The organism is Thiorhodospira sibirica ATCC 700588, from assembly GCF_000227725.2.
Classification (GTDB): domain Bacteria; phylum Pseudomonadota; class Gammaproteobacteria; order Ectothiorhodospirales; family Ectothiorhodospiraceae; genus Thiorhodospira; species Thiorhodospira sibirica.
Genome location: NZ_MU255056.1, coordinates 2,805,025 through 2,824,269 on the forward strand (window position 1 = coordinate 2,805,025; position 19,245 = coordinate 2,824,269).

Annotated in this window: 19 protein-coding genes and 1 pseudogene; 6 read left to right on the plus strand and 14 right to left on the minus strand. The window is 56.3% G+C overall.

What is annotated here, in order from left to right:
• Positions 1-8 precede the first annotated feature (8 nt).
• Together THISIDRAFT_RS12960 and cysE are read left to right on the plus strand one after the other, a co-directional pair.
• A pseudogene (locus THISIDRAFT_RS12960) lies at positions 9-266 on the plus strand (transposase); the annotation flags it as partial.
• A 233-nt stretch (positions 267-499) separates the two neighbouring features.
• A complete protein-coding gene (cysE, locus tag THISIDRAFT_RS12965; RefSeq protein WP_006787458.1) occupies positions 500-1,324 on the plus strand; it encodes a serine O-acetyltransferase in 825 nt (274 codons plus the stop codon).
• On the opposite strand, the gene THISIDRAFT_RS12970 is transcribed toward cysE, so the two are convergent.
• The 9 genes from THISIDRAFT_RS12970 to THISIDRAFT_RS15125 all read right to left on the minus strand — a co-directional run bounded on the left by THISIDRAFT_RS12970 (position 1,293) and on the right by THISIDRAFT_RS15125 (position 11,055).
• Positions 1,293-2,036: a pteridine reductase gene (locus tag THISIDRAFT_RS12970; RefSeq protein ID WP_006787459.1), complete on the minus strand. Its 744-nt coding sequence runs from the start codon at positions 2,034-2,036 to the stop codon at positions 1,293-1,295. The genes cysE and THISIDRAFT_RS12970 overlap by 32 nt on opposite strands.
• Entirely contained in the window at positions 2,033-3,256 is a 1,224-nt protein-coding gene (locus THISIDRAFT_RS12975) for a glycosyltransferase (RefSeq protein WP_006787460.1), read from the minus strand. The genes THISIDRAFT_RS12970 and THISIDRAFT_RS12975 overlap by 4 nt, the downstream gene beginning before the upstream one ends.
• 32 nt (positions 3,257-3,288) lie before the next feature.
• On the minus strand, positions 3,289-4,746 hold the full coding sequence (gene lpdA, locus THISIDRAFT_RS12980; protein ID WP_006787461.1) for a dihydrolipoyl dehydrogenase: 1,458 nt from the start codon (positions 4,744-4,746) through the stop codon (positions 3,289-3,291).
• 149 nt (positions 4,747-4,895) lie between these two features.
• On the minus strand, positions 4,896-7,835 hold the full coding sequence (locus THISIDRAFT_RS12985; RefSeq protein ID WP_006787462.1) for a sensor histidine kinase: 2,940 nt from the start codon (positions 7,833-7,835) through the stop codon (positions 4,896-4,898).
• Positions 7,825-7,989, minus strand: coding sequence for a hypothetical protein (locus THISIDRAFT_RS12990; RefSeq protein WP_006787463.1), 165 nt, complete (start codon positions 7,987-7,989; stop codon positions 7,825-7,827). Before THISIDRAFT_RS12990 ends, THISIDRAFT_RS12985 begins: the two co-directional genes overlap by 11 nt.
• Positions 7,990-8,090: 101 nt before the next feature.
• A complete protein-coding gene (rlmH, locus tag THISIDRAFT_RS12995) occupies positions 8,091-8,564 on the minus strand; it encodes a 23S rRNA (pseudouridine(1915)-N(3))-methyltransferase RlmH (protein WP_040852287.1) in 474 nt (157 codons plus the stop codon).
• Between the two features lie 5 nt (positions 8,565-8,569).
• Complete coding sequence (gene rsfS / locus THISIDRAFT_RS13000) at positions 8,570-8,944, minus strand: ribosome silencing factor (RefSeq protein WP_006787465.1); 375 nt, start codon at positions 8,942-8,944, stop codon at positions 8,570-8,572.
• Positions 8,945-10,253: 1,309 nt separating this feature from the next.
• Positions 10,254-10,535, minus strand: a complete 282-nt coding sequence (locus tag THISIDRAFT_RS14950; RefSeq protein ID WP_246585402.1) for a hypothetical protein — start codon at positions 10,533-10,535, stop codon at positions 10,254-10,256.
• Entirely contained in the window at positions 10,528-11,055 is a 528-nt protein-coding gene (locus THISIDRAFT_RS15125) for a DNA cytosine methyltransferase (RefSeq protein ID WP_006787466.1), read from the minus strand. The genes THISIDRAFT_RS14950 and THISIDRAFT_RS15125 overlap by 8 nt, the downstream gene beginning before the upstream one ends.
• Positions 11,056-11,154: 99 nt before the next feature.
• On the opposite strand from THISIDRAFT_RS15125, the gene THISIDRAFT_RS13015 reads away from it, so the two are divergent.
• The 3 genes from THISIDRAFT_RS13015 to glnG are packed head-to-tail and all read left to right on the plus strand — an operon-like array spanning position 11,155 to position 14,102.
• Positions 11,155-11,529, plus strand: coding sequence for a DUF6746 family protein (locus THISIDRAFT_RS13015; protein ID WP_006787467.1), 375 nt, complete (start codon positions 11,155-11,157; stop codon positions 11,527-11,529).
• A gap of 60 nt (positions 11,530-11,589) precedes the next feature.
• A complete protein-coding gene (gene glnL / locus THISIDRAFT_RS13020) occupies positions 11,590-12,687 on the plus strand; it encodes a nitrogen regulation protein NR(II) (RefSeq protein WP_006787468.1) in 1,098 nt (365 codons plus the stop codon).
• A complete protein-coding gene (glnG, locus tag THISIDRAFT_RS13025; protein ID WP_006787469.1) occupies positions 12,684-14,102 on the plus strand; it encodes a nitrogen regulation protein NR(I) in 1,419 nt (472 codons plus the stop codon). Before glnL ends, glnG begins: the two co-directional genes overlap by 4 nt.
• 57 nt (positions 14,103-14,159) lie before the next feature.
• Here the strand turns inward: glnG and rpoS are convergent, their stop codons facing one another.
• The 5 genes from rpoS to surE all read right to left on the minus strand — a co-directional run bounded on the left by rpoS (position 14,160) and on the right by surE (position 18,184).
• On the minus strand, positions 14,160-15,200 hold the full coding sequence (gene rpoS, locus THISIDRAFT_RS13030) for an RNA polymerase sigma factor RpoS (RefSeq protein WP_006787470.1): 1,041 nt from the start codon (positions 15,198-15,200) through the stop codon (positions 14,160-14,162).
• Between the two features lie 95 nt (positions 15,201-15,295).
• Positions 15,296-16,177: a peptidoglycan DD-metalloendopeptidase family protein gene (locus THISIDRAFT_RS13035; RefSeq protein ID WP_006787471.1), complete on the minus strand. Its 882-nt coding sequence runs from the start codon at positions 16,175-16,177 to the stop codon at positions 15,296-15,298.
• Positions 16,174-16,761 (minus strand): YqaA family protein, encoded by a 588-nt coding sequence (locus tag THISIDRAFT_RS13040; protein ID WP_006787472.1) that lies wholly within the window; start codon positions 16,759-16,761, stop codon positions 16,174-16,176. Before THISIDRAFT_RS13040 ends, THISIDRAFT_RS13035 begins: the two co-directional genes overlap by 4 nt.
• Positions 16,758-17,396, minus strand: coding sequence for a protein-L-isoaspartate(D-aspartate) O-methyltransferase (locus THISIDRAFT_RS13045; RefSeq protein ID WP_006787473.1), 639 nt, complete (start codon positions 17,394-17,396; stop codon positions 16,758-16,760). Before THISIDRAFT_RS13045 ends, THISIDRAFT_RS13040 begins: the two co-directional genes overlap by 4 nt.
• 23 nt (positions 17,397-17,419) lie before the next feature.
• Entirely contained in the window at positions 17,420-18,184 is a 765-nt protein-coding gene (gene surE / locus THISIDRAFT_RS13050; RefSeq protein WP_006787474.1) for a 5'/3'-nucleotidase SurE, read from the minus strand.
• Positions 18,185-18,680: 496 nt separating this feature from the next.
• Between surE and THISIDRAFT_RS13055 the strand changes: the two genes are divergently transcribed.
• On the plus strand, positions 18,681-19,220 hold the full coding sequence (locus tag THISIDRAFT_RS13055; RefSeq protein ID WP_006787475.1) for a Smr/MutS family protein: 540 nt from the start codon (positions 18,681-18,683) through the stop codon (positions 19,218-19,220).
• The last annotated feature ends 25 nt before the right edge of the window (positions 19,221-19,245 follow it).

A 19,245-nucleotide genomic window follows, 5' to 3' on the forward strand; every position in this document is an offset into this window, starting at 1 on the left:
TCGCCATGATGACTCCTCACACCCATCAAATCCCCGCGCACCGACGCCACGACATCCCTGACCGAATCTGGCGATTGCTTGAACCGTGATGCCCCGGACGCCGTGGCACCTGGGGCGGGGTTGTCAAAGACAACCGCCTGTTTATCCATGCGGTCTTCTGGATCATCCGCACCGGCGCGCCGTGGCGCGATCTGCCCCTGGACCAGGGTGACTGGAAAAACACCCCGCGGCGCATTTGCCACTGGCGCGACAAGGGCGTATGGGAGCATTAACTGTAAGCACCGGTTTCCGGAATTTTAAAATAATTTTAAATAATCTAAAATCAATCGCTTACCGTTCAGTGTAACGCTAGTATCTGCCATAAGTTATTGACCCGGTAGCGTTGCGGTGTTTGGCCTTTTAAGCGCGGGGCATCTGACCGGCCGCAAAGACGGGCCCGGTGCCGCGTTTCAGTCAGCCAGCCTTGGCTTGCTGCTCTCATTTAAACCTGGATCATGATGTGTCAATAAGTTTTATTCAACAACTGCGCGAAGATATTCACTGTGTTTTTGACCGCGACCCGGCGGCGCGCAATACCTTTGAGATTCTAACGACCTATCCCGGCATTCACGCGATGCTTTTGCACCGCTTTAGTCATGCGCTGTGGCGTCGCGGCTTGCGCTGGCTGGCGCGGTTTTTATCCTATTTTGCGCGCTGGCTGACGGGCATTGAGATCCATCCGGGGGCGTGTATCGGTCGGCGGTTTTTTATTGATCATGGGATGGGGGTGGTCATCGGGGAAACGGCGGAAATTGGTGATGATTGCACGGTGTATCATCAAGTTACCCTGGGCGGGACCACATGGCAGAAAGGCAAGCGCCATCCCACGCTGGAGAATCATGTCGTGGTGGGGGCCGGGGCGAAGATTTTAGGGCCGATTACCATTGGCAGCGGGGCGCGGGTAGGCTCGAATGCGGTGGTTTTGAAATCGGTCCCGGCCAATGCCACCGTGGTGGGAATTCCGGGGCGGATTCTGGTGCGTGAGGCCGATGAGCAAACGCCTGCGCATAATCTGCAAAGTCAGACTAAATTTGCTGCATACGGTATCAGTCAGGAGATGCCAGACCCCATTGCCAATGCCATCAGCCTGATTCTGGATCATCTGCATACGCTAGATCAGCGCGTTGATGAAACCACCCATGCCCTGAAAAAGCTGGGCGCTGAGGTTGATGATTCACGCTTGCCGGAAATCTCTGCGGAAGCTATTGAAGGGCTGGAATCCTTGCCGAGCGGGCGTGAGCGCGGCGAACCGTTTACACACTCCGCCCACCGTCCACCGGAATGATCTGGCCGGTGATGTAATCGGCGTCATGGATTAAAAAGCTGACGGTGCGGGCGATGTCCTGCGGGCTACCTTCACGCTTGAGCAAGGTCTGCTGGATCATCTCGGCATGGCTGGCGGTGTTTTCGTCGGCCTCGGGCCATAAAATTGCGCCGGGTGCGACCCCATTGACCCGCACCTGTGGCCCGAGTTCACGCGCCAGGGCTTTGGTCAGTGTCCACAAACCGGCCTTGGCGATGCTGTAGACGGCATAATCCTTGAGCGGCTTGAGGGCATGAATATCCACGATGTTGACGATGCAGCCGTGACGCTGTGCCAACACCGGGGCCAGGGCCTGGGCGAGAAATAACGGCGCTTTGAGATTGGTGCCGAGCAAGTCTTCCCAATGCGCACTGCTGATCTCGCCTAAGCGCGTAGGATAAAAGGTGGAGGCATTGTTGATCAGCACATCCACGCCGCCAAAGTGCTGCACCACCGCCGCTGCCAGCGCGTGCAGTTCGTTCAGCGCGCATAAATCCGCACGGAATATGGCGACAGAATCAGGTCGCTGGGCATTGAGTTCTACAGCCAGTGCCTCCGCCGCTGCCGCAGAACCGCGATAATGCAGTGCGATGTTCAGGCCAGCGTGATGCAGATAACGGCTGATCTGCGCCCCGATGCGCCGTGCCCCGCCAGTGATCAGGACGGTTTTGACGAAGCGCTGCGGGGGCGTCATGCACCGTGCCCTGGTGCCACGGATGGCGATGTGTCAGCGCCGGCGAGAAGCCCCAGCACCTGCAGATAGCCGTTGGCACTGGAGGCCGCCTGATACGCCTGCACGGCGGCCATCAGCTCGCCGGGCGTTTGCGGTGCATATAAGGTTGCCAGCATTGCCATCGCCAGATCTTCGTTATCGCCGGGGCGCACCAGACGCCCCAGGCGCCCGTCCTGCAGCAATTCACGCGGGCCACTGGGGCAATCGGTGGCCACTACCGGAACGCCCAACGCCAGGGCCTCCGTGAGCACATTCGGTGAACCTTCCCAGCGCGAAGACAGCACAAATAATCGGGCACGGGCAAGCCAGGCATAGGGATTTTGCGCAAAGCCAGGGAACTGGACATGCTCGGCCACGCCCAGCTGTAGCGACAGATGCTGCAGGGACTGTCGCTGTGCCCCTTCACCCAGAATCAGCAGGCGGGCGGGATGCTGCTGGCGCACATGCGCAAAAGCGCGCAGCAGGGTGGCAAAATCTTTTTGCCGGGTCAGCCGCCCGATGCCCATGATCACCGGCAGCGCGGCATCTTCCAGCCAGGGATGTGGACAGGGCGCCTTGGCCAGATCCAGCATGGTCGGGGTAATCACCGGATTGGGCAGGCAGTGAATCCGCGCCGTCTCCAGCCCGGTCAGCGCGCTGACATCTTCACCCACCCCCGCAGAGACGGCAATGACGCCATCGGCTTGGGCATACAGGCGGCGCATCGGAAAAATGCGCAGCCAGCGCAGCCAGGCTGCCTTGTCTGCCAGTGCCGCCGACAGATGCGTACCTAGCCGAATATAGATACGGGTGGTGACTCTGGCCTTGGCACGAGCCTTGAGCGCCACCCGCCCGGCGCGATCCTTGGCGGCCAGCAATACCGGCGGTTGACAGCACTGCAGATAATCACGCAAGCGCCCCACACTCAGGGCATGGTGCTGCACCCCCAGGGCAATCACCCGCACCCCGGCGGGCAATGCCCCCAGATGCGGGCTATGTTCGCGCAGCAACACCAGATCAATCCGCAGCCCGCAATGCGCCCATTCATGCAGCAGATGAAACACCATCTTCTCCACCCCACCGGCACCTGACAGCGAGATGAACACCGCCAGATCGGGCGGGGCCTCGTGCGCCAGGCGGGCACAGCGCTCAGACCAGGGGAGCGCTACGGGTGGGGTCAGTGAAGTCACAACAGGGAGCATGGGCAAATCGCAGCAGTTGAGCCAGACAGGGCCTAGCGTTTAGGCGCCAGAATATCGGTGACGGTGCCTTCTGCCACCTCGGCGGCAAAGCCCAAGGTTTCGCACAGGGTCGGATGTGGGTGGATGGTCAGGCCCAGATCCTGGGCATCCGCGCCCATTTCCAGGGCCAGATTGGCCTCACCGATCAGCTCACCGGCATGGGGGCCGACAATACCGGCACCAATGACCCGCCCCTGGGGATCAAACAGCAGCTTGGTATGTCCGCTTTCGCCGCCTTGGGTCAGGGCGCGGGCACTGGCGGCCCAGGGGAAAACCCCCTTGGTGTATGCAATACCCTGTTCCTTAGCCTGATTTTCGGTCAATCCCGTCCAGGCAATCTCGGGGTGGGTATAAGCCACCGAGGGAATGGCACGGGCATCAAAAAAGGCCTTATGCCCGGCAGCTACCTCAGCGGCAATCTTGCCCTCATGCGCCGCTTTATGTGCCAGCATCGGCTGGCCGACGATATCGCCAATGGCGAAAATATGCGCGACATTGGTGCGACCCTGGCGATCCACCGCAATAAAGCCGCGCTCGTCCACCTTGACCCCTGCCGCTTCGGCATTGATGCGCAGGCCGTTAGGACTGCGTCCCACCGCGACCAGCACCCGATCAAAACAGGCCGTTGCCGGGGCTTTGTCGCCCTCGAAATGGACCTCAATGCCCTCTGGCGTGGCCTTGGCGGCGGTGACTCGCGTCTTGAGATAAATATTTTCATAGCGGCCCTTGATGCGCCGTTCCAGCGGCTTGAGCAAATCCCGATCCGCGCCCGGAATCAGCTCCGGCTGCAGTTCCACCACACTGACCCGACTGCCCAGCGCATCATACACACAGGCCATTTCCAGGCCGATAATGCCACCGCCCACCACCAGCAAGCGCCCCGGCACCTCCGGCAGGCGCAAGGCATCGGTGGAGTCCATCATGCGCCGATCTTCCCATGGAAAAATATCCGGCCTGACCGGCTGTGAACCGGCGGCGATGATGGCCTGCTCGAAATGTACCGTATGCGTCCCGGCCTCACTGTGTACGCTCAGAGTGTGTGCGCCGCTGAAAGTCCCAACACCCTGCAGTACGCGCACCTTGCGCTGCTTGGCCAGTTGCTTGAGGCCGCCGGTGAGTTTGCTGACAATGCCGTCTTTATAGGCCACCAGCTTGGGCAGATCGAGGGCAAGTTTGCCAAAACTCAGGCCATGACGCGCAAACTGATCAACATCATCAATCACCTGCGCCGCCTGTAACAGCGCCTTGGACGGGATACAGCCCACATTCAGACAGACCCCGCCCAGGGTGGGGAAACGCTCAACCAAAATCACCTCAAGCCCCAGATCGGCGGCGCGAAAGGCCGCTGTATATCCGCCGGGCCCGGCACCCAGGACCAGTAATTGACAACGGCTTTCGGTCTCACTGCCCGGTGGGGGGCTCGAAGGGTTTGCCTGTGGGGCACGATTCATACAATCACTCCTGCAAATGCTTTTGTTTTATTTTGTGTTAAATGAGCAGCAAATCGTGGCGATTTCGCCCAAGAGGGGCTTATTGGACAATATTTTAAGCCCAAGTGCCAGCTTTTGCGCCATATAAGGTCAGGCAAAGCCCGCCTCATCTAAAATGCCGACAGCAATAGCACAAAGCGGGTGCCCTTTGGATAGCGGCGTTCGGCATAGATCAGGCCGCCGTGATCCTCAATGATGCTATACACCACCGACAAGCCCAAGCCCGTGCCCTCGCCCGGCGGTTTGGTGGTAAAAAACGGCTCAAAAATCCGATCCAGCAACATCTCCGGAATGCCGCTGCCTTCATCCTCGACTACAATCCGCACCTTGCCGCTGCGCCGCTGCGCATCAATCTGAATGGTATCGCCGGGCTGGGAGGCCTGCGCGGCATTGTTGATCAGATTGACAAACACTTGCAGCAGCCGCTGCGGATCACCGCGTACCTGTAAACTTTCTGGCACCTGATTGCGGCAATCAATCTGCGGCCAGCGATCACTGAGCTGCACCAGCTGCACCGCCTCAGCGACACAGCGGTGGAGCTGGGTGGGCTGGTGGGTGTGACTACGGGCATCCCCGGCATGACTGAAGGTGATCAAAGACTGCACGATATTATTGATGCGCCGGGTCTGTTCGAGAATCTGCAGCGCCGTGAGCCGCTGTTCTGCCGGGTCTGTCTCAAATTGCAGATTTTGCGCCAGCGAGGCAATACCGGTCAGCGGATTCCCGATCTCATGCGCCACCCCGGCAGCGAGACGGCCAATGGAAGCCAGCCGATCATTATGCGCAACCTCGCTTTCCAGGGTATGCAGCTCGCTCATATCCTCAATCAGCAACACCGTTCCTCCCAAGGCAGCGGTGGCAGTATCCAGAGACTGTGGCTCAATCGCCGCCTTGTGCAGATTGATCCAGCGCATCCGCCCCTGCACCTGAATCTGTACCTTATACAAATGGCGATCCTGGCCGTTGACAAAGGCGCGCAGGATACCTTCCCAGGGATCGTACAGATGATACAGGGTGCGATTGGTCGCCACCTCCGCCGGAATCCCGGAAATCGTCGCCAGCGCGGTATTCCAGATCAAAATCTCGCCATCCGGGGCCAGCGCACACACCCCCAGCGGCAGCTCATAGAGCACCTGGCGATGGTAGCGGCGCAGGGTATCCAGCTCAGCCACCAGCCCCTGCAGGCGCAGATTGGAATGCGCCAGGCGCTGCTCAATAAAGCGCAGACTATCTGCCAGTGCCAGCCGGGCATGAGGGTCTACACTGAGCTGATGGTCGACAATCATGCGCGCCAGCAATGGCCCCAGCAAACCCGAGAGATTGCGCTCCAGACATTCACGCAAGCGCCCCAGCTCATGGGGACGGGTTTCCTGTGCAGACATCTCCAAATCGGCCAGCGCCCGCTGTACCTCCAGACGGGCAGTATGCGGGCCAAGAATATCCGCCAGTCGCGCCTCAAACTGGCTGACGCTGAGCGCATCCAGCAGCCCCCGCGGCGGCTCAGGCCGATCCAGCTGACAGGCCAGAATCGCCCGTTGTCCCTGCGCACCCGCAGGGCTCAACAAAGAACCCAGCACAAACAACAGGCTATTGACGCTCAGAGTCCAGAAGGTCGCAAAAACCCAGCGATCCTGAGCCTCGGCGCCCAGCCATTGCTGCATATCAAAGGCGGTCACGCTCAAACCGGAGCTATGTAACAGCGGCAAAATCAGCGTCACCGTCCACACCGCAATGCCGCCCGCCAGCCCTGCGATAAAACCGATATGCGTGGCCCGTCGCCACCACAAAACCCCCACCAGGCCGGGTAAAAACTGTGCCACCGCCACAAAAGAAATCAGGCCGATCTGCACCAGCCCTTGATGCACCTCTAAAATCCAGTAAAAACCATAGCCCAGCGCGATAATCACCGCGATCAAGATGCGTCGCCCCCACAAAAGCCAGGCATACAGATTGCGTTGTGGCAAGGCGGCGCGCTGGGTGAAGTGCGCGGGTAAAACCAGATAATTCAGACACATCGCCGCCAGCGACAAGGTGGTGACAATCATCATCGCACTGGCGGCAGACAACCCGCCAATAAACGTAAACAAGGCCAGCCAGGCCGGTCCATGCGCCACCGTCAGCCCCAGCACATAATAATCAGCAGGTGTGCTCAGCGCGCTGGCCTGTCCAGCCCACAAAATCAGGGGAATCGGCAGATTCAGCAGCAGCAAAAACAGCGGAAAAGCCCAGGCCGCCGTATGCAAAGCCTGTGGATTGATATTTTCCACAAAAATCATATGAAACTGACGCGGCAGCAAAAACGCCGCCGCAAAGGCCAGCACTAACAGCGTCAGCCAAGCATCTTGATGCACCGGCGCATACAAAGCCTCCAGCGTGTGCGGATGTGCTGCCAGCCAAGCATTCAAGCCACGAGGCCCATCGAAGACAAAAAACAGGGCAAAACCGCCCACCAGTAACAGCGCCAGCAGTTTGACCGCCGATTCAAAGGCAATCGCCACCACCAGCCCCTCATGCTTTTCGCGGGGGCTGATATGGCGCGCCCCGAATAAAATCGCAAATAAAACCAGCGTCAGGCAAAACACCAGGGCCAGCAAATGCGGGGCCGGCTGTTGCGTGATCACCGTGACCGATTCGGTAATCGCCTTGATCTGCAAGGCGATATAGGGCATCAAGCCCACCAGCATGAACAGCGTGACCAGCACCCCGGTCCACGGGCTGCGATAACGAAAGGCAAACAGATCGGCAATGGAGGTTAGCTGATAATCGCGCACCAGGCGCAGAATCGGCGCCAATAGCACCGGGGTGAGAATAAAAGCCAGGGTTACGCCCAGATAAATGGTGAGAAACAGATAGCCCTGAGACTGGGCAAAGCCCACACTCCCATAAAAGCTCCAGGAGGTCGCATACACCCCCAAGGCCAGGGCATACACCAGCGGATGATGAATCAGGCGGCTGGGCAGCCAGCCGCGTTCGGTGGCATGGGCAATAAAAAACAACACCGCCAGATAGCCCACCCCGGCAGCGTACAGCCAGATAACCTCAAAGTGCATCGCGACAGCGCCGACACCCGATCAGCAGGCCGATCAATACCCCCCACAACACATACGGCAAAAACCACGGCATCTGCGGCGCCGCCCACCACTGCAACAGCGGCGAGGCAAAAAAGAACACCGCCAGCAAAAAAATCAGCAGCGTCTTATCCATCGGCGCTCCCATCGTGTGGCGACACCTTCCAGGTGTCGCATAAAAATCAGCGAAGGCAAGATGCGTCCGCCACCACTCGCGACGGCTAAAAGCCGCCGCCATCAAGCCCGATGATAAGGATGCTGACGCAGCACCGCCCAGGCACGATACAGCTGCTCAGCCACCACCACCCGCACCAAAGGATGCGGCAAGGTCAGCGGAGACAAAGACCACTGCCAACTGGCCCGCTCGCGGCATTGCGGCGCCAGGCCCTCCGGCCCACCGACCAGCAAGGCCACATCCCCGCCCTGCCCCATCCAGCCCTGCAGATGCTCTGCCAGCGCGGGCGTATCCAGCAAACGCCCCCGCTCATCCAGCGCAATCACCATCGTACACTGCGGCGGAATAGCACCCAGCATCCGCGCCCCTTCATCCTCGGCAATACGGCGCAGATCGGCCTGCTTACCCCGCTTCAGGGCCGGAATTTCCTTGAGCAACAACGCGCATTCCGGCGGCAGGCGTGTGGCATATTCTGCATAGCCCTGCACCACCCAGCCCGGCATCTTCGTACCAACCGCCAGCAGATGAATCTTCAAGACACTCAGCCACGCAGCCGCTTAAGCACCGCCACCGGCTCGCTTTCCGTGGACGCACCCTCGGTCAGCCACAGCTTTTCCAAATTATAAAAATCCCTGGTTTGGGGCAGCATCACATGCACTACCACATCATTTAAATCCACCAACACCCACTCATTATCCCGCTCACCCTCCATCCCCACCGGCATCACCCCGGCCTCCTTGGCCTTCACCAGCACACTATCCGCCAGGGCCTTGACATGCCGGTTAGACGTTCCACTGGCAATAATCATCATATCCGTAATCGCCGTCTTCCCGCGCACATCCACACAGCTAATATCCTGTGCCTTCATCGCCTCCAGCGCATCAACCACCAGGGCCGTCAATTCTTCAGTTTGCATCAATACACTCAGCGCTCAATTATCAATACCATCGGGATACATCTACTTGACAGGCAGTATATTGAAAGCCAGGCAACAGCGCAAAACTTACCCAGGGAGGAACTGCTGTCGAGCACCGGAAAGCCCTGGTGTGGACGCGTGTCGAACCTCCGTTTCACCTCGGACCTGTTTGGGTACCGCACGGTGGTAACAAAGGGATGGCCATGAACCGCGCTCAACTCCACACCTTGTTTCTGCTGGCGAACTGAGTACGCGCCAGATTGGCGCTTTCACCCGCATGCGATGGCGCTCGCGTACCGCATCGAGTAAGATGGCCAGCTACACGCGCCCGAAGTGGGTCAAGCGGGCAACTGAACACTATGCGAAGCACTTATGCCGTTTGTGAAAAATGACACTTTAAGTGTTAACAATTTAAAAACAGATTTTTATAAAAATTTTCTTTAAATTAAATCCAAAAAAAATACATACATAAAAGTTTTTTATTTGCACAATGAAGACAAATTTAATATTTTAATAAAATCTAAAATATCACGGAATAATTTGTCATTTTGATCTTCTTTTGTTTTCTTTATCAAAAAATATTCATGCCAGCCGTGATCCAATTCTTCGTCAAATTTTTCAAAATATAAAGTTGGTAATCCAACTTCTTATTCAACAAAAAATTCACCATCTATAAGTGAATTTTTTATATAAATATCTAATTCAGAAATTTCAATATTCATTTTTTTTTTGAAAAAATCACATCACCATATTTTTTATTGTTTCCTGTATCTCTATAAAGGTACTCTAATAACATGTTTATAATTAATAATGAATTTTAACCTTTGAATATATTTTCTCTGTGGTAAGAAAGAAATTCTTTATGAGGGGTAAATTTTTCAGGAAAAATAATTTATTTTTTTTCATAACTCTTAAGCGCAATTTGAAAAAAATAATCATCTTCAGAAATTTGTGTGTTTGAAATCCGTAGTGTCATATCTTCATTTATTTTAATAATACCAAGATCGAAAGCTTTGTCGTGCAGCATAGATAATGACAGCCCATTTCTTGGATTTAATCTATTCGTTGGGTCTTACCTCCATGGAATAATGTGACTCGCAACTAATAATTTTTGAACAGCAAGCCCTGTTATACAGCATTTATAATTATAAGCGCTAAGCGCCGATTGACGAAAAAAGCTCTGACCAATTCGTGCTTTTGTTTTAATCTTTTTATCCATTACAGTATAATCTTCTTTTTCCAAATATTCGGATTCTATTTTAGCAGAGTCTTCCTTTTTTTGTATAATTATATCTATTGTCATCTCTAACTAAAGTGCAAAGATTTCCCAATCATTTTGCATTTCTTTCAACATTTTTTTGTCGGCAAAAGATGCACCAGAAAGACCTTTTCGACCAGTAGATGTTATTGCAGGATCGAGGCTTGAAATATTTGTTAACTTCATAGCTAATGCTGAAGGCGTTTTCCAGATCTGCTCAGCATGCTTAATAATTTCTGGATTTTTTGAGTGCAATTTTCCAAAAGGCATTTGGCAATAAATTCCAAACGCAACCAATAACTCCTGTCGAGTCCATCCTTTATTGCTAGGCATAAATAACTCTCTTATTATTCAAATTCCATAGTTCGACTAGATGTGTAACCATTTTTTCTGCAACTAAATTAATAAGAAGCACTATAACAGTATCTCCAAATAAGTTGATAGACTTTTGTGTATCACTGACCGAAATTACATCTTCAGCTGGATACGGCACAATGTCACCAATGAAGAGGGGATTGTCGCTGTAGTTCTCAAGATGGGTCTTTTTCGAGAAGTCATTCCATTCACTGGTAAATACGCATTTGCCGCCGTGGGCCTCAAAGCCCATACGGATGCCGCCAATGCCTGCGAATAGATCAATGAACCTGAAGCTGTTGCCACCTTCCGTTGTGTTGGCTGCTGGTTGTTGCAGGAGGTCGCGCAACGCGGGTTCAAGCATTGCCGGACATGGCGTTTCGCCCTTTTCCCAACTCCTCACGGTCTTGATGTCCTTGCCAACCTGCGTGGCAATTTCGCGCTGCGTGAATCTATTACGAGCCTGCTTAAGCAGCCCAAACGGTTGGGTATGAGTCATCTTGCTTCTCCCGCATCACTGGTGGTGAAATGGGGGCTTGCATATGCTGATAATATAAATAATAATTAGTCTCGTTTATATCTTTGGGAGCATTAAATCGTGAAAAACGTACTCAGTCTTGGCATCCTGCTGCTTGTCTTGGCATTCTCCACACATAGCATGGCCTCCGAAGAGCGTGCGCAACACTTCAAGGGCAAGCCCTCCGAAACCCTGGAGCAGGCTTTGGAAAATTTTAGCAGTGGCAATCAGGAATTGGCTAAATTGCTGCAAGGAACGCTGGATAATGCCAAAATCACGCAAATTCACGAGTTGACCTACACCCTGGAAAATGCGCTGGAAATGCTCAATGAGCAGATGCAGGCGCTGGCCGAAACCCTCGAAGAGCTGCATGTCGCCTCGGAGCATTACGATCCCGCCAAGGTATCCAGCAAGGGTCAGGAATATTTATCTGTGGCGCAACAGATTGTAAAATAATCGACACCCACGAGGCAGCGTGATTTTACCGCTGCCTTTGAATGTTGTGTATGTCGATGCATGGTCAAACCCCTGAAAAACGCCACTAAATACCCCATCCCCCCGCTAAGTCTGCACCGCTATCTGGTCGAAAATCTGACCACTGTCGTCTTGTTGTTAGATGCCCAAGGCTGTCTGATGTATATGAACCCCGCCGGGGAGATGCTGCTTGAGGTCAGCCTGCGCCGTGTGCGGGGCTTTCCCATCAGGGAGTTGGTGCCGGGCGATGCGCGTTTTCAGGAAAATCTGCAACAATCCCTGGCCAGCGGTCATCCCTTTACTGAACGCGAGCGTGAGCTGAAATTGCCGCATGGTCGGCATATTACGGTGGATATCGGCGTCTCGCCTTTGTCGGAAACCAATCAGCCACGTTCGCTGTTGATTGAGATGGTGCAAATCGACCGCCAGTTGCGCATCAGCCGTGAAGAGCATCTGTTGCAGCAACAGGCGGCCACACGGGCGCTATTGCGTGGCTTGGCGCACGAGATTAAAAATCCGCTGGGCGGTTTGCGCGGCGCGGCGCAATTGCTGGAACGCGAACTGCCCAGTGCCGAGCTGATGGAGTTTACCCGCATCATCATCGGTGAGGCGGACCGTCTGCAGAATCTGGTGGATCGGATGCTGGGTCCCAACAGTCTGCCGCGCAAGGGACTTCTGAATATCCATGAGGTGCTCAGCCATGTGTATCAGCTGATCCAGGTCGAGGCCCCGCCGGGTATCTGCCTGCACACCGACTATGATCCAAGTATTCCAGATATTCGCGCTGACCGGGATTTGTTGGTGCAGGCGGTGCTCAATATCGCCCGCAATGCCCTGCAGGCCTTGGAAAGCCAAGGGCGTTTGCTGTTACGCACGCGCATTTTGCGCCAATATACCTTGGGGCAGGTGCGTCATCGCCTGGTGGCCATGATTCAGGTGGTGGATGATGGCCCCGGCATTCCTGAAAACATCCGTGATAATATTTTTTATCCGATGGTATCGGGCCGCACCGGCGGTACCGGCCTGGGGCTTTCCATCGCCCAGTCTTTGCTGCATCAACACGGCGGTTTGATCGAATTTCGCTCCCGCCCCGGCAAGACGGTTTTTTCCCTGCTTATCCCCGTAGAGCCAAACCCATGAGTCATGCGAGTCACGCTGAAACCATCTGGGTCATCGACGATGATCACGCCATTCGCTGGGTTTTGGAGCGCGCCCTGAACAAAGCCGGTCTGAAGGTGATCACCTTTGCCACCGCGACCGAGGCCCTCAAGGCCCTGCTTCAGGAAGTCCCCGATGCCCTGATTACCGACATTCGTATGCCCGGCATGGATGGGCTTACGCTGCTTGATCAGTTGCGGCAAAGCCATCCGGCATTGCCGGTGATCATCATGACCGCGCATTCCGATCTGGAGAGCGCGGTAAGTGCCTATCAGGGCGGTGCCTTTGAATACCTGCCCAAGCCCTTTGATATCGACGAGGCGGTTGAGCTGGTGCGGCGTGCCTGTTTATCGGCGCGGCAGGTCAGCGCCCACAGCCAGGCGGTGCGTGATCAGGCGCCTGACATCATCGGCGAAGCCCCGGCCATGCAGGAGGTTTTTCGTGCCATCGGGCGCCTGAGCCGTTCCAATATCACCGTCTTGATCAATGGCGAATCCGGCACCGGCAAAGAACTGGTGGCGCGGGCCTTACATCGCCACAGCCCCCGGGCGCAGATGCCGTTTATCGCCCTTAACACCGCCGCTATCCCCAAGGATTTGCTGGAGTCTGAGCTGTTTGGTCATGAAAAGGGGGCCTTTACCGGCGCGCAACAGGCCCGCTGCGGGCGCTTTGAGCAGGCCAATGGGGGTACCCTGTTTCTTGATGAAATCGGCGACATGCCCGCTGAATTGCAAACCCGGCTATTGCGGGTGCTGGCGGATGGGGAATTTTACCGCGTCGGCGGACATACCCCGCTTAAAGTAGATGTGCGTATCATCGCGGCCACGCATCAGGATTTGCAACACCATGTCAGCAAAGGGCTGTTTCGCGAGGATTTATTTCACCGGCTCAATGTGATCCGCATCCAGATTCCCTCACTGCGGGCGCGGCGTGAAGACATCCCGCTCTTGCTGGATCACTTTCTCGCCGCCGCCGCCCAGGAACTTAACACCGACTGTAAACAGCTGCGCCCCGACGCCCGCGCCTACCTGATGCACCTGGACTGGCCGGGCAATGTGCGGCAACTGGAAAATGTCTGCCGCTGGCTGACCGTTATGGCCTCCGGGCGCGAGATTCATCTTCATGACCTGCCCCAGGAATTGCGCAGCCATCACAGCAGCCCGAAAAACCACCCCGAAGACTGGGAGGAAGCGCTCAGCCGCTGGACCGAGCGTGAATTGGAACAGGGCACCAGCAATCTGTTGGAGCGCGCCACCCCGGCCTTTGAACGCATCCTCATCCAGGCCGCCCTGAAAAAAAGTACCGGCCACCGTCAGGAAGCCGCCCGCCTGCTCGGCTGGGGCCGCAACACGCTCAGTCGCAAGATCAATGAGCTTAAACTCGATCTGGAAGAATAAACCCACGCGCTGGATGGAGTACTTTGATAGGGACACTGTGAACATGCCGCGATGAGGCTAATCGTTTAATAGCGCTTCTTCGGAGAGACCATGACCCTCAAGGATGTGGCGCAGTTGCTGGAGGGCGTCATTTTGAATCTGGCGCACGCGCTCGCGGGTCAGTCCCAGCATCTGGCCGATTTCTTCGAGGGTGGCAGGTTCGCAGCCATACAGGCCAAAGCGGTGGATGATGACCACGCGCTGCTTTTTGTTGAGTTCGGCCAGCCAGGCGTCCATGCCGTGGCGGATATGATCCGTGTGCACCAGTTGGCTGGGTTGCTGTGCCTCTTCATCAGGCAGCACCTCTTGCAACGGGCGCCCGCCGTCTTTTCCGCTGCTGATATCCATGGAGGTGGCACGTTCAGCCAGGGCCAGGATGTGTTTAATGCGCGCTAAAGGGCGCCCCAGTGCCTGGGCCAGTTCCTCGGGAGTGGGTTCGTGGTGCAGCGCTTGGGTGAGCTGGCGGGCACTGCGCAGATAGTGTGAGAGTTCTTTGATGATATGCACCGGCAGGCGCACGGTGCGGGTTTGATTGATCAAGGCCCGCTCAATGGTCTGACGAATCCACCAGGTGGCATAGGTGGAAAAGCGAAAGCCCCGCTCCGGATCAAATTTCTCCACGGCATGAATCAGACCCAGGTTGCCTTCCTCGATCAAATCCGCCAAAGCGAGGCCGCGATGGGTATAACAGCGGGCAATCCGCACGACCAGACGCAGATTGGATTCAATCATCGTTTGCCGGGCACTCACATCGCCGCGTTGCGCCTGGCGGGCATAATGGCGTTCTTCTTCTGCGCTTAACAAGGCCGACGATTCTATCGCGCTCAAATAAAGCGCTAAGGCCTCCGGCTCACGGCGGCGCGCTGTCGGTGCGGTGCTGTCATCAACTTCAGCCAGCACGCTCTGGCTTTCATCCTCGGATGGCCCCTGTTCATCGGCCAGTGGCGTGGCGTCATCTCCGTGGATGTCCGGGTCTACCGAAGGTGCCGGGTCTACCGAAGGTGTCTGAGGATCCTCTTGCCGAGCGCGTGGTCGCGGTTTGCGTTGTCGTCTTTCCATAAACCAAAACGTTTTGAGTTAAGCCGCAGGCCATGCGGGCATCAGACATCCGCCGGATGCGTCATGCTTTTTAGAGCATCATGCGCCGATCACGTTTAACGCCGGGGGAGGTGTTGCAGCGGATCAACCGGTTGTCCATCGCGGCGGATTTCAAAATGCAGCATGACGCGATCCGTGCCCGAGTCACCCAGCTGGGCCACCTGCTGTCCGGCAACGACGTTGGCGCCTTCGTTCACCAATAAGGCATCATTATGCGCATAGGCACTGAGGTAGCGATCATTGTGCTTGATGATGATCAGCTTGCCGTAGCCCACCAGGCCGCTGCCACTGTAGACCACCCGGCCCGCCGCTGCCGCCCGCACCGGTTGGCCGCGCACCCCGGCAATGGCAATGCCTTTTTTACCGGTTGTTTGTGTGGAGAAAGTGCGAATGACCTGACCTTCCGTAGGCCATTGCCAGGTCAGTCCGCCAACGGTGGCGGTTTGACCGGTGGGCGCGCTGGCGATAACCGGGGCTGCGGGGGCCGTGCGCGCCGGGGCGGGTGTTGAAGCGGCCACGGGCGGGGTTGTGCGTTGGGGCGCGGGCATCGGGGGCGAGGCTTGAGGTGTGGGGCGGCTGCCTGCCGTGTTGGCGGTTGTTGTTGCCGTCGGGATTCCGGGGCGCGGCGCCGGGGGTGGGGTGGATTCACCACGCGTGGTGCGCGCTGCAACCGCAGTAGGCGGCGATCCGGGGGGATTCATCCGCAATTGCTGCCCTGGATAAATGGTATACGGGGGGGCAATCTGGTTCCAACTGGCCAAATCCTGCCAGACCAGATCATACCGCCAGGCAATGGAATACAGGGTATCCTGGGAGCGCACGATATAATGGCCCGAACGAAAGGCCGGATCACCGCGCTGCGGGAATGAACACGCGCTCAGCAAGGCCGCCACGACCCACAATACACCGCATAATTTCAATAAAGGTAGCATCTTCATGAGTTAAATACGTGCAAGATGACCACAGCGATCACTAAAAGCAGCACCGTCATCCAGCCGAGCCACTCCATATAGGGGCGTAGCTTTGGCACAATGCGTGGCCCAAGCCAGCTGATCAACAATGCCACCGCAAAAAAACGCAAGCCACGGCCAATCAATGAGGCGATAATAAACGGCAGCAAAAGCATCGCCATAGCCCCTGCCGTGAACGTGAATAGTTTATAGGGGATGGGGGAAAACCCCGCGACCAACACCACCCAGACACCCCAGGTATCAAACCACAGCCGCGCCTGCGTCAGGGCATCACCATAGCCGAGACTGATCACCCACGGTGCAATCAGGCCATAGGCCAGATAGCCCAGGACATAGCCCAGCAGCCCCCCCAGCACAGAAAACACCGTGGTGATCAGGGCCAGTCGCCAGGCTTGATCCGGGCGGGCCAGCACTATCGGTGCCAGCATAACATCCGGGGGTACCGGGAAAAAGGAAGACTCGGCGAAGGACAGTCCGGCCAGATAGCGCGGGGCATGAGGATGCGCACTGTAATGCAAGACCTGATCATACAGCGGTCCGAAAAGCTTCATGCCAGATCTCCCGGGATCAGGGGGACAAACAAAACCCCATCAAGCCACTGTTTTACAAACACATCCCCATGCCGAATCACGCAGACCAGGCGCTGCTTTTTGGGCTCCTCTTCAACCGGGGCAATCAGGCACCCCCCCTCTTTTAGCTGCATCAACAGCACCGGTGGAATCTGGCGGGCCGCTGCCGTGACCATAATGGCATCAAAAGGCGCGCAATCGGGCAGCCCTAAATGCCCATCGCTGTAGCGCAGGCTCACATTATTCAGGCCCAGGCTGCAAATGATTTCGCGGGCCTGGCGTTGCAGCTGGCGAATCCGCTCCACGCTATAGACCTTGCCGACCAGCTGCGCCAGAATCGCTGCCTGATAGCCAGATCCTGTGCCGATTTCCAAAACCGTTTCCAGCGGCTCATGCTGCAATAAGGTCTCGGTCATTTTCGCCACGATATAGGGCTGGGAAATGGTTTGCCCAAAGCCAATCGGCAGCGCGGTATTTTCATAGCCGCGATAGGCCAGCGCCTCATCCACAAACAAATGGCGCGGGGTGGAGCGCATCACCGCCAGCACACGCGGATGGGTAATTCCCATCGCCATGAGCGTGGTCAACATGCGGTCGCGAGAGCGCTGATACGTCATGTTGAGCGAATGCGACGAAAAACTCAAACCTGAGGATCCTCATACACGCCGCTAAGCCAGTTAGCCACCGTATCAATGGCATCATAACGGGTCAGATCCACCTGAATCGGCGTGACCGAGACATATCCGGAACGCACCGCGTCAAAATCAGTGCCCGGCCCGGCATCTTGCTCCGGCCCCGCTGGGCCTACCCAATAGATGGTTTTGCCACGCGGATCGGTGGTGCGCGTGACCGCCTCGGATTTATGCCGATGCCCCAGACGAGTGGCACAAATGCCGCGCAATTGCTCATAGGGCAGATCCGGGACATTCACATTCAGGATGGTATTGGCGGGCAAGGGCATAAAACGCAAACGTTCCAATAGCGTCAGCACCACCTGCGCGGCGGTATCATAATGCTTGCAGGCATGGCCCTCCAGCGAAACCGCAATCGCGGGAAGACCGAGAAAGCGTCCCTCCATGGCAGCAGCCACGGTACCCGAATACAGCACATCATCGCCCAAATTGGCACCGGCATTGATCCCCGAAATCACCATATCCGGTTCCTTGTCCAGCAATCCGGTAATTGCCAGATGAACACAGTCAGTCGGGGTGCCATCTACACGGATATCCCCGTTTTCCAGGGTAATCGCCCGCAAGGGACGCGACAGCGTCAGGGAATTACTTGCGCCGCTGCGGTCGCGATCTGGTGCCACCACCGCAATCTCGGCCACCGTCGCCAGGGTTTTGGCCAGACACTGCAGGCCGGGGGCATGTACCCCATCATCATTACTCAGCAAAATGCGCATGGTTCAATGCTTGGTCAAAGGTCAAGAAAATGAAAGGAGGCCACGCACCAGATCCTTGGTCAAAACAGGCCTGGCGGGGTATCTTCGCGAAGGGATAGCCTGATTAACCCATCAGCCTGAACCGTTTTTAGATCATGCCTTGGCTTTAGTAAGTACTTACCGCTCATAAATGCTTAGGAAAATCACGAAAATCTATGATGATCTTTGGCATGTTCACGCCGTCAACGCCAGTGCGGGCGAACCCGTCTTACCTGACTCTTGCGTGCGTTTAAGGTCTCGCCTGAGCGCGTCGCGACCATGATCAGCACTGGGTTATCGTGCTGGACAAACTCTATATAACCGCTCGGCGGGTTGTCAAGTTATTGAGAAAATAGGAGGTTTTCATAGAAAAACGCATATTATGGCCACCAGTTACAAACCCTTCCCGGTCACAGCTTACTATACTGCAAAGCGAATATGACGCACATGCTTACACAGCTAAGGATATAATATTCAGATGAGTAGACCCGAATCTCCGGATGATCTGTCCCTGTTTCGTGCCGCCGTGGGTGAGGTGCGCCCGGTACGCCAGGACACACATCTACCCCAGGTGCCCAGGCCGCCGCCGCATCCGGTACACAGCCAAGCCGATGAACGCCAGGCCCTGCAAGATACCCTGGCCGATCCCCAGGAAGTCACTGACGTACAACCCGGCGATGAAGTCGCCTTCATGCGTCCGGGACTGCAGCGCAGCCTGTTTCGCAAACTCAAGCGTGGTTATTTTCCGGTCAATGCCGAACTGGATTTGCATGGCATGACCAGTCAGCAAGCCAAACAGGCGCTGATTATCTTTCTGGCCCAAGCCCGGGAATTACGCCTGCGCTGTGTACGCATCATCCACGGCAAAGGCCGCCGCTCCAGTAATCAAGGCCCGGTCCTGAAACAACGGGTGGTACACTGGCTGACCCAGCGTGACGACATCCTCGCCTTTTGTTCCACGCCCCCCAGCGATGGCGGTACCGGCGCGGTCTATGTCCTGTTGCGCATCAGCCGCTAAAACCCTGGAGGGCGCTTTAGCCCGC